The 9,424-nt window shown below is 48.1% G+C and carries 16 protein-coding genes; all 16 read right to left on the bottom strand.

Annotated features, from left to right (window positions below; translation table 11 throughout):
• Positions 1-23 precede the first annotated feature (23 nt).
• The gene (locus tag ABWW58_RS02570) at positions 24-377 is read right to left on the bottom strand and encodes a hypothetical protein (protein ID WP_353867688.1); all 354 of its coding nucleotides are present in this window, start codon (positions 375-377) and stop codon (positions 24-26) included.
• A 3-nt stretch (positions 378-380) separates the two neighbouring features.
• Positions 381-794, bottom strand: a complete 414-nt coding sequence (locus ABWW58_RS02565; RefSeq protein WP_353867687.1) for a phage major tail protein, TP901-1 family — start codon at positions 792-794, stop codon at positions 381-383.
• A 5-nt stretch (positions 795-799) separates the two neighbouring features.
• On the bottom strand, positions 800-1,207 hold the full coding sequence (locus tag ABWW58_RS02560; protein ID WP_353867686.1) for a DUF3168 domain-containing protein: 408 nt from the start codon (positions 1,205-1,207) through the stop codon (positions 800-802).
• Positions 1,191-1,628, bottom strand: coding sequence for an HK97-gp10 family putative phage morphogenesis protein (locus tag ABWW58_RS02555; protein ID WP_353867685.1), 438 nt, complete (start codon positions 1,626-1,628; stop codon positions 1,191-1,193). The genes ABWW58_RS02560 and ABWW58_RS02555 overlap by 17 nt, the downstream gene beginning before the upstream one ends.
• The gene (locus tag ABWW58_RS02550) at positions 1,625-1,942 is read right to left on the bottom strand and encodes a hypothetical protein (RefSeq protein WP_353867684.1); all 318 of its coding nucleotides are present in this window, start codon (positions 1,940-1,942) and stop codon (positions 1,625-1,627) included. Before ABWW58_RS02550 ends, ABWW58_RS02555 begins: the two co-directional genes overlap by 4 nt.
• Positions 1,935-2,231 (bottom strand): head-tail connector protein, encoded by a 297-nt coding sequence (locus ABWW58_RS02545; RefSeq protein ID WP_353867683.1) that lies wholly within the window; start codon positions 2,229-2,231, stop codon positions 1,935-1,937. Before ABWW58_RS02545 ends, ABWW58_RS02550 begins: the two co-directional genes overlap by 8 nt.
• 6 nt (positions 2,232-2,237) lie before the next feature.
• Entirely contained in the window at positions 2,238-2,543 is a 306-nt protein-coding gene (locus ABWW58_RS02540) for a hypothetical protein (RefSeq protein ID WP_353867682.1), read from the bottom strand.
• A 25-nt stretch (positions 2,544-2,568) separates the two neighbouring features.
• Positions 2,569-3,828 (bottom strand): phage major capsid protein, encoded by a 1,260-nt coding sequence (locus ABWW58_RS02535; RefSeq protein WP_353867681.1) that lies wholly within the window; start codon positions 3,826-3,828, stop codon positions 2,569-2,571.
• Between the two features lie 23 nt (positions 3,829-3,851).
• Positions 3,852-4,436, bottom strand: a complete 585-nt coding sequence (locus tag ABWW58_RS02530) for an HK97 family phage prohead protease (RefSeq protein WP_353867680.1) — start codon at positions 4,434-4,436, stop codon at positions 3,852-3,854.
• On the bottom strand, positions 4,378-5,604 hold the full coding sequence (locus tag ABWW58_RS02525) for a phage portal protein (RefSeq protein ID WP_353867679.1): 1,227 nt from the start codon (positions 5,602-5,604) through the stop codon (positions 4,378-4,380). Before ABWW58_RS02525 ends, ABWW58_RS02530 begins: the two co-directional genes overlap by 59 nt.
• A gap of 22 nt (positions 5,605-5,626) precedes the next feature.
• A complete protein-coding gene (locus tag ABWW58_RS02520) occupies positions 5,627-7,321 on the bottom strand; it encodes a terminase large subunit (protein ID WP_353867678.1) in 1,695 nt (564 codons plus the stop codon).
• Positions 7,318-7,674 (bottom strand): hypothetical protein, encoded by a 357-nt coding sequence (locus ABWW58_RS02515; protein ID WP_353867677.1) that lies wholly within the window; start codon positions 7,672-7,674, stop codon positions 7,318-7,320. The genes ABWW58_RS02520 and ABWW58_RS02515 overlap by 4 nt, the downstream gene beginning before the upstream one ends.
• A 96-nt stretch (positions 7,675-7,770) precedes the next feature.
• Positions 7,771-8,061 (bottom strand): HNH endonuclease family protein, encoded by a 291-nt coding sequence (locus ABWW58_RS02510; protein WP_353867676.1) that lies wholly within the window; start codon positions 8,059-8,061, stop codon positions 7,771-7,773.
• A gap of 178 nt (positions 8,062-8,239) precedes the next feature.
• On the bottom strand, positions 8,240-8,785 hold the full coding sequence (locus tag ABWW58_RS02505) for a tyrosine-type recombinase/integrase (RefSeq protein WP_353867675.1): 546 nt from the start codon (positions 8,783-8,785) through the stop codon (positions 8,240-8,242).
• Complete coding sequence (locus tag ABWW58_RS02500) at positions 8,782-9,243, bottom strand: sigma-70 family RNA polymerase sigma factor (RefSeq protein ID WP_353867674.1); 462 nt, start codon at positions 9,241-9,243, stop codon at positions 8,782-8,784. The genes ABWW58_RS02505 and ABWW58_RS02500 overlap by 4 nt, the downstream gene beginning before the upstream one ends.
• A 10-nt stretch (positions 9,244-9,253) precedes the next feature.
• Positions 9,254-9,421 carry a hypothetical protein gene (locus ABWW58_RS02495; protein ID WP_353867673.1) on the bottom strand — a complete coding sequence of 56 codons (168 nt, stop codon included), beginning with the start codon at positions 9,419-9,421 and terminating at the stop codon, positions 9,254-9,256.
• Positions 9,422-9,424: the final 3 nt, after the last annotated feature.

The raw sequence follows: 9,424 nt of genomic DNA, 5'->3' as shown, positions 1-9,424 counted from the left end.
GAACGCCAGGACTCCTTCAGCAATTACTTCCGTGTAGTCGCTGAGCCCTTTTTTTTAAACCCTTGATTGCGTTTGAAGCTGTCGTTGTTTTGTTTGTTGAAGGACTTTTGAACAGCCTCACTAATTTTTGTTGTGAAAGCCTCCATCCCATTTTCCTCAATGATTTCTTCCATGATGTTCCCTGCTTGATCCATAGTTACCACACGGCCGCCGTGCTTCAGCCCGACATATAAAAGGGTACGCATCGTTGAAATGCCCGCATTGTCGCCGACCTGGGTAATTGGCATGCCGAGCAGCTCCTCAGCCTCACAATGCGCATTAATTGAAAATCGTAAAAAGTACGTGTCATGTCGCGTCTGAATAATTGTCTTTTCCATCGTTTACACCGCCGGTACTTTCGTTAGTGGGCCGTCGCCTGTGAATGAACTTGAATAAGTGGCCATATCGTCATATGGCATTTCAACAGGGAAATCGTTCAGAATAGCCTTCCCGGAATATTTGGATCCGTTCTGCATGATGATCACGACATCTACCTTTTCCGAGTTGTTGAACTTCTCTTCCAGCGCGTCATAGGCTGCATCCGATTCAACCAGCAGGCCGTCTGCATCGATCGACCATTCTTTGAACGCTGCTTCGTTTTCTTTCCAACCGCCTTCGCTGTCCTTTGCGGTCGTTTCAATCGTATCCGCACTCCGGTTCAATGTCGCGTTGCGCTGACCGGCAAGTATAGTCGGGCTTCCCGGATCGCCTTCAACGATGTATAGCTTACAATTGACGCCTTTTACTTTTGGCAAATCGCTCACTCCTTGTCCAAAATAAATTCATAAACCAATGTCCCGTGAAAAAGGTCAGTGACCTCTTCCAGGACTTCAATGCTCGTTAATTCTTGTGAGAAAAGATCCGCACTCTCAACGGAAATCGGTGCTTCCAATGCCGCGCCAATCAGGTTGGCAATGTCGATCGTTTCTTTCTTGCCGTTGTCACCGCTCCAAATGTCCAACGTCAGCTCAATCCGTTCACCGTCGGTTGTTTTTGTCCGATACGGCGTGCCATAGCAGCGGCCGAGCACAATATAAGGAAACGTTTCATTCTCCGGAACCTTGTCAAAAATTCCGGTGACCACTGAGGATAACCCAGGATCATTGACCAACCGTTGAAAAACGGCATCCTGCACATTCAGAATTTCGGTTTCAAACGGTCTTGTCACGATCGACCACTTCCTTTACTTTGGCATTGTACGAGGCATCCTCTTGGCGCTCAGCAGGTGCCATGAACGGCATTTTCGGCATAACACCTCGATTTGCGCCTTTCTTTGTTCGCCGACTCACTGTGCCATATTCAACCAAATGTCGGTGCGAACCTTTTGGTTTTCTCGGAACAACCGTCGCCGACAAACCGCCATCAAAATATTTAGGACGGATTGATTTCTTTAAATCTTCACGTTTCCCTTTTCCTTTTGTTATGGTTGTCTTAGCGACCGGTGCTTTTGCCTTGGCATTTTGCTGAAGCTTAACGGCAGATGCTTTCACAACATCAATCAGTTTTGCTTTTGTATCCATGTCGAAGAGTTTAATTGCTTTCAAGGTCACTTCTACTCCGTCAATGGAAATATCAATTGACTTTGTCATGACAACACCTCATCCAATCCGCCGAGCCGCTTCTGACACGTCAAATAGACAAAATCGCCTTTCTCATAATCGCGAATTATAGAATAACAGGCACCGTCATTCAGCAGCGTGCGTTCATTCTCATAGTCAACGATGCGAATCTTGAATACTTTCTCCACTTGCAGATCTGCCTGGGCAGCCATATAGAATTCTGTGCGCCCGGCACTTTGTTTGCCGGCGAGAACCTCACGCTGCGCATCAACAACCTCTTTATAGCCGCCGCCTTTGATGCGATCGCGCCGCGTCTTGATCAGCGTCACCACATCCTTAAACATTGGCATCACCCGCCTGCAGGTAGTCCTGGGACATGGTGAGCTCGTTTCTCAGCAGACCATAGGAACGCTGATACTTGTCCGAATCTTCATTGTCCAGTCCGAAATTGGCTTTCACATACAGCGTGATCGCTTGCCTGATCAACGGGTCAGCGGATTCAGAATTCACCTGGTCCGCTGAAAGGCCGGCACGGATTAAATCCCGCTGCGCCGCCGCAATCAGACTATCAATCTCAGTGTCAAAAGCGGCATTCGTGATTCGAAGTGATAACTTAATATCTGCCAGGAGCAAATTGCATCACTCCTTTAACTTTTTCAGCTCTTCCAACGCCTTTTTCTTACCTTTGACGTGTTCACCGTTGGGCAGCTCGTATACCCCGCCGCCTAGATGCTTCAATTCAGACGGAAGCTCCGTTTCATCGGCTTCCTTTTCGTCTGCCTTTTCCTTCGCTGGTGTTTCAACGGCCGGAGCATCTTTCTCCAGGAAGCCTTTCTCCTGTAAAAAATGGATCCGTTCAATATCCGATGATGGATAGATGGATCCGGATGAGTACTCCTTTTTTGTTTTCTTATCAACAAACGCATTCAGAACTTTCACGTTCATGGATATCCCTCCTCATAAAATTGGATTAAGCCTGGGGCGCTTTCTTAATCAGCAGCACGTTCTGCGCATCAGCCAGCTTGCCGTCCGCAATCAGTGTTGTCTTGTGTACCCATTCGTCCGTGTCTTCGTCAAAATATTTCTTATGCAGGAACTGCAGGTTCGAGTTCAACACGTAGTCCTGAAGATCGGCAAAGAAGGCAAACGTTGCGCCCTCAGCCGCGCCGGTGAACGTAGGCAGGTAATCTTCAACGACAATGACTTCATATCCGAGCAAACGGCGCTGCGGGCGTCCATCAAGGCCATAATTGACACGTGCGATCGGCTGGCCGGTTGTGTCCACCATGCCAAGAATGTTCTTATCCCAGTCCGTCTTTGTCATCACCAAGGCAACCTTGCCTTCAGCTGAGAGCGGCAGTTTCGAAATGATCTCCGTCCATTTGTCGTATTTTTTCAGATCGGCTTCGACAACAGAAATGCTGTTTGCCACCTTCGGATCATTGACAATGCCAAGCGGCTGTTTTGTTCCGGTCCCGGCAACAACCGCTTTTTCAATCGCAACGATCATCGCTTCATAGACGTTATTCACGATGGTCGATTCGAAGATATCAAGCGCTACCGTGTCGGCTTCAAGTGTAACCGCTACGCGGCACTGCAGCTTGTTGTAGGTGAAGGAAATGCTGCTGGTCGTTTTCTTCTGTTTGCCGGCAACCGTGCCTTCGTCCTGCCAAGTGGCCACAGGCTTGATGTTCGAAGTTGGGATCGACACGCCGCCGCGGATGTTCGATTGGAAAATCCGAGAATAGATCATGCCGGATGCCGTCATTTTTTCAATGATGCGGTTGATGATCGTTTGCGGAATCACCGTGCCAATGTCGCCTGTTGACGTTGTTCCCGCTTCACGCGTTTCGAGAAGATCGGACTTTTTCCCGCGCAGAACGAAATCCATGAACGCTTTCCGGTATTCCAGTGAGCTGGTGCCGACTTCTGTTTCACGCTGTTCTGGAGGTTTGTTGTTGAACGTCTCAAGCGTCCGCGTCTCACCTGCAGGTTGTGTTCCGTTATTAATTGCCTGTGCTTCACTCAACAAACGTTGGCGCTTTTCAATGGTCTGCTGCTTTTCATTTAGTTCTCGGAGTTCATTTTCCAGAGCGTCCAGGTCAACCGGATCCTCGCCTTCCAAAAGGGAGCGGATTTCGGTCTTTCGTTTGTTGATGTCTTCCAGTGTCTTCGCGCCAAAATACTGCAGATTAAGATTCAGTCTGTAATCCATTTTTTCCTTTGCCATGCGTCGAACATCTCCTTTTTGTGTCATAGATAAGTTTCAAGAATGAGCCGCTTTCGAAGCTCGCCTTTTTTGCGCTGATTCACATAATCCTTGTAAGGATCCTTGCTTCGAGCCGCCACCTGGCTGTCCGGGTAAGCAGGAAAAGCAACCGGACTGATTTCAATCAGCTTCGCCTGGGATACGGTGCGAACAATGTTATCCGGATCGGATTCGTCCCATTCCTCGACCTGCATCATGAAACCAAAGCTCACGCCGTCCACGTCGCCGCGTTTGATCGTTTCATAGGCATCACTGCCCAGCTGCGTCGCCGGCAAGTCGAGTTCAAACCGCAGGCCGACTTCATCCTCATAGAGACGCAGCGTCTCGTTCTTGGTTCGCCCCAGGACTTTCGAAGTATCGTGACTCCACAATGCGCGCTGATCCTCTTCAACCAGCGAGTTTGTAAACGCGCCTTTGGCGAACTGCTCCCTGAACCGGTGCCAATAGCCCATGCGTTCGGATTTCATGTTCCACTTAACCGCGTAGCCGGTAATCTTCTTGACTCCGTCCTCAGCTTCCCGAATCTCCATTTTGCCCGTCGCCATCGATCGGGTCTCCGCCTTCTCCATTCCCATCACCCCCTTTAGTGACCGGCGCTGTATCGAGCCGGCGAATCGGCTTGTCGCCGCCTTCAATCGGCGCCAAATTGAATACAGAACGCCATTCATTCGGCGTCAATGCGCCGCGATCCACCATCTGCAGCAAGTTCAGCTTGGTTTTCATGGACGCGTGCTGCAGGTTCGATGCTTCAAAAATGATCGAATTGCCAAAGCCGCGTTCCCGCCGCGAAAAAAGCCTGCGCGTGTATTCCCCGGACAGCTGCATTGCCACCGGCTCAATCTCGCTCTCGAAATACGCGTTCCATTCATCTTCGGTGTAATCGCTCTGAATGATCTTCTGATTCGTATTAAAAAAGCTATGGATCCGCAATGTGGTCTCTTTCATCTGATCCGCATTGGGTACATAGCTTTCCGGCTTCACTTGTTCGAGCGTATAGCGTGGATCCGCAGGCGCGGCCACACGATTCTTGGCGATGTTCAAATAGTTATTGGTGAAATCATCGACCTGCTTCTGAATATCTTCCGGCTTCAAAACGCTGCTGAAGTGCAAAATCCAGCGAATCATCGCACTGTTCATGATCGCCTTCACAATGCCCTGGTCCGTTGTCGTGACCACTTTCATCAATGGCGCGAGTGCTTCGCCCGGACTGTCCCCGAAAAAGTCATCCTCGTTGAAGTCCTTTCGCAGATGAATCACATCCACATAGGGAACCGTCATTTGCTTGCCGTTGCCGAAAACGAACTTCAAAAAGATATCGTTCAGAGCCCCTTCCACCACATCAACGGTTGTACAGGGGATCGGATAAATTTCGATTGGCACGCCAAGTTCATCACGTTTGATATAGGCAAACGCGTTATTGTTCAGCTCCAGCTGTGTAATTAACTTTTCCTGCATAACTTGGCCGGTCATCAACGGGTTCGGCTCCTCGAGTAAAAAACGAATGCCAGGATCCGGGTTCACTTTGAAATCAGTCGCGTTGTTCCGAACATGCTTAGCCACAAGCTTGCCGACCGCTTTTGCTTTGGGTCGAATGCAGGAACGGACAATATCGCTCTTATACAAACTGCCATTCCACTGATAAAAGCCATTTCCGGCATCATTGATCATTTCAAAACGCCGGTGCGTGCCGCTGCTCTGCGGCGTGCGCTTGCCGAATATTTTTTCAAACAGCCCCAATCAACCACCCCCTTTCCTGCGATCAGATCATGTTCATATAGTCGTTTTTCTTTTCCTGAAAAATAACATAGGCATCAAGCAGTGATGCGGTACCGTCAATTCTCCGACGCTGATTCTGCGTTTTGCACGGCTGAATGTTCAGGTTCTTGTCTATTTCAATCGCTGTATTCGACAGGCACCATTTGTCGATCGGATTGTTGTTGTAGACGACAATCTTTTTCTCAAGATCTGCGCCAAGCAACTTCATCGGACTAGACAAAGTCTTCTTACCCTGGATCACCGGCATCATTGCTTCCTTGCCGAAGTAGCCTTGCATGTCCTCAACCCAGTATTTAGCACTCCAAGAGTCATAGCCGATCCATGGAAGATAAATGCCGTAGTCATCGCGCATTTCGAGGAACCATTGCGTCACGTATTTCGCGTGAACGCTGTTTCCCGGTGTCGTGCGCAGGAAGCCTTGCTGTTCCCACAGATCATAGGGAATCTTGTCCTCTTTGGCTCTCTGTTCAAGCAAGTCTTCAGGCAGCCAGTACATTTGCAAAACGTAGATATGCGGATCATTGGCGACCATGAAAATGACTTTTGCTGATGTAAGGTCGGTCGTGCTCGACAAGTCAGTACCGCCAATCCCATAGCTTGGATTCAGCTGCTTGATGTCAAACGTTTGCGGATTGTTCAGCTGCTCGAAGGTCAGCCAGGCTTCGCTCGAAGTCTCACGAATATCAAAATCCTTGCACAAGAGATTCTTGACAAGAATCGGATTCGCTTTTGCCTTGTTGACTTTGCTACGCAGCGTGTCCAATTTCTTAATCGTGCCCAGTCCAGGATTCGCCTTTTTCCAATTCTCCTGTTCCGTCCATTCCGCCCGGTTGTCGAGTTCATAGATGATTGGGAGAAATCGGTCATCCGTGTAGCCATTGGGATCATCAAAACCATTGAGCACCATCTCTCCTTCATCGTATTTGATATCGTAAACCGATTCGCGCACCGTTCCCGCCGTTGAGATCATGAGGATCATTGGCTGCTCACGGGATGAAGTTCCGTCAACAATGACATCATAGAGATTCTTGTCTTTCCACGCGTGAATCTCATCAAGCGATGCGCCATGGACGTTCAATCCGTCCAGTTTGTCACTGTCACTGCCCAGTGGTTCAAATGTGCTGTCATTGAAATCCGCCCGCAGCTCCTTTACGAGCGGTGTGATCCGCTTGCGAAGTACCGGCGACTTCTTGACCATCTTTTTGGATTCAGACCAAACGATTTTCGCTTGTTTCTCTTTCGTGGCCACCGCATACACTTCCGCGCCGCCTTCACCATCCGCAATTTGCAAGTAAAGACAGATGCCCGATGACAACGTGGACTTGCCATTCTTACGGGCAACGATCAGCAGCACTTCGCGATATTTTCGCGTGCCGTCAATCTTATGAATGAATCCGAAACTCGCAGCGAGAAAAGCTTTCTGCCAGAGCTCCAAATCAATTGGCTGCCCCGCCCATTTGCCTTTCGATTGCCGGCAATAATTTTCGATGAATTCGATGATGTGATTGGCGCGTGCCGGCGAGTATTCATAGACCGACTTCTGATCATAGACATCAGCGGCCAGCTTTTTATAAATCCGTCTGACCTTGTCACCGACAACTTCCTTGCCATTCTCAATCTGTTCCCAGTAGTCAAGAATCGGATTATAGGCAAGTGGGTACTGTTTTCTCTGACTCATCGGCTGTTCACGAATTCATCGAATCCATCATCCTCATCACCATCATTTTTGGGCAGGAGATTGATCAGCTTGTCCATTGCCGCGGTATAACGATTGATCATCGCGTTGTACGACTTCTGCGCCGGGTTCTCTATCAGCATTCGCTGGCTCCCTTGAACCAGCAAATAAGTCGGGCCCTTGGTTTTGATCGTGTCTTCAAGAATTTGAAGCGTGATCGTCATAAAAGCGACCCGCTCAATTAAGCGCTGGGCCGCTTTCTTTTTATCCTCTGAAATATCTTTGTAAATCTCGGTAAGTCGGTCAATCTCGGAGTTGATCAATTCATCTTGTTTTTTCTTGCTCAATTTTGCCATAAAAGTGACCCCCCCTCATGTGGGATGACCTGCGTGTTCACCGAAGCTGGGGCTAACGGTTACGGTGACATAGGAAGAAAAATGAAAATGGGGGGGCTATGACTGCACCAGTTCACCATATTCATTGAAGTGAACACCTTCCATCGTCACCCCATACTTCTCATTGTGCTCCCTGTTGTGGCAGTCCTGGCAAAGCAATTCAAAATGTAAATCATTCAACGTGATCATTGGATCATTGATGTTCTGTGGATTAAGGACGATCTTATGATGAACAATCTTGCCAGGCTTGCCACATCGTTCACAGATGCCACGCTTCTTTTTGTAGTAAGCATCCCTGCATCTTCTCCATTGCTTTGATGCATAAAATGCTCTAGCCCATGGTTGCATCTGCATCACGTCCTAAAAATAACCCCTACACTAATAGGTGCAATTCGTGTGACGAGTTCACCTCAATACCTATTCTGTTCAACTCGCTAAACTCTTGGAACCCTTGATCTATCAGGCTTAAAAAATATTTTTACTATGAGTTCACGCTAATAGAAATTGTGGTGAAGTGACTAGATTGCTAGATTAATTTGACCTTGTCTACAGACCGATCAATCTGGTCTTGCGTGATGCCGATGTACCTGAGCGTGATCTCAGGTTTCGAATGGTTGAACAGTTCCTGCAGGATGGCCACATCATGGTTCACCTTGTAGTGATGATAGCCAAACGTCTTGCGCAGCGTGTGTGTGCCGATCTCCTGCAGGTGACATGCCTTGGCTGCATCATTAAGAATCTTATATGCTGTTGATCGGCAGATCGGTTTATTCTTCCCTTGCCGGCTCTTGAAGATAAAGTCCCCATCGTTCAACCGATCAGCAAACGGAACCACGTATTTCTTGATGTAGCCAGGAATCTTGAAACGCTTGGTCTTTTTCGTTTTCTTCTCAATAATCGTGATGTGCGGTTTGTAAAGATCCTCTTTCTTCAGCCGCAACAAATCGGAGATACGCAGTCCAACGCAGATGCCGAGCAAAAAGATCATAAAATCACGCTCGGATCTGCTTCTCAAATGCTCATACATTTTATTGATTTTCTCCTGGTCCCGAATCGGCTGCACAACGTTCATGATCTGCCTCCTAACGCTTGATTGATTTTCTTTTGCGCGCGTCTGATCGTGGTGGCTACCGTACTTTTCTTCACGCCAAGCAGCTCCGCAATTTCATCCAATGGCAGCATCTCAGCATGATGCATGACATAAATATCTGTCTCGCGTTCTGTCAGCTTTGAGAGTGCAATCTTTATGTCTATACGTTCCATATAGCTTAACTCTCGTGATTGTTGTGGCTCTGATTCCAATTCAATTGCATCCATCAAATCAGGATCCATGAATTGAACTTCTGATCTGCGATAAGCTCCGCGCTTATGGTATGGATTGAATCCGCAGTAGATCCATGTCAGTGCAAAATGCATGTCACTCAGCATTCCGCCAATCACTGTTTTCTCTGTTCCTTCAGCAGCTTCGTAAGCTCTATTAGCCAATCGTATTGATCGTCTATATTCATAAACCATTGTTCTTAAACTCAATGACTACACCTCACTTTTGCTTGAATGCTCCACCCTTGACGCGCTTGTATGTCGGTCCATGAATGCCCATAAGGTTCTCGATCACGTGTTGCGGCATCTTTTTGGAACGATGCTTCTGTTTCCGCAAACGATCGCTGTCAGAATCAGTACTTTTCTTGCGACTTTCGGAACGATTCATGAA

The sequence above is a fragment of the Sporolactobacillus caesalpiniae genome, assembly GCF_040513385.1.
Taxonomy (GTDB): Bacteria; Bacillota; Bacilli; order Bacillales; family Sporolactobacillaceae; genus Sporolactobacillus.
This window is presented reverse-complemented; position numbering and strand designations above follow the sequence as displayed.

Coding starts and splice junctions, on each gene's coding strand:
- ABWW58_RS02570 (WP_353867688.1), bottom strand. CDS start 377: ATGGAAAAGACAATTATTCAGACGCGACATGACACGTACTTTTTACGA.
- ABWW58_RS02555 (WP_353867685.1), bottom strand. CDS start 1,628: ATGACAAAGTCAATTGATATTTCCATTGACGGAGTAGAAGTGACCTTG.
- ABWW58_RS02550 (WP_353867684.1), bottom strand. CDS start 1,942: ATGTTTAAGGATGTGGTGACGCTGATCAAGACGCGGCGCGATCGCATC.
- ABWW58_RS02540 (WP_353867682.1), bottom strand. CDS start 2,543: ATGAACGTGAAAGTTCTGAATGCGTTTGTTGATAAGAAAACAAAAAAG.
- ABWW58_RS02535 (WP_353867681.1), bottom strand. CDS start 3,828: ATGGCAAAGGAAAAAATGGATTACAGACTGAATCTTAATCTGCAGTAT.
- ABWW58_RS02530 (WP_353867680.1), bottom strand. CDS start 4,436: ATGGAGAAGGCGGAGACCCGATCGATGGCGACGGGCAAAATGGAGATT.
- ABWW58_RS02520 (WP_353867678.1), bottom strand. CDS start 7,321: ATGAGTCAGAGAAAACAGTACCCACTTGCCTATAATCCGATTCTTGAC.
- ABWW58_RS02515 (WP_353867677.1), bottom strand. CDS start 7,674: ATGGCAAAATTGAGCAAGAAAAAACAAGATGAATTGATCAACTCCGAG.
- ABWW58_RS02510 (WP_353867676.1), bottom strand. CDS start 8,061: ATGCAACCATGGGCTAGAGCATTTTATGCATCAAAGCAATGGAGAAGA.
- ABWW58_RS02505 (WP_353867675.1), bottom strand. CDS start 8,785: ATGAACGTTGTGCAGCCGATTCGGGACCAGGAGAAAATCAATAAAATG.
- ABWW58_RS02495 (WP_353867673.1), bottom strand. CDS start 9,421: ATGAATCGTTCCGAAAGTCGCAAGAAAAGTACTGATTCTGACAGCGAT.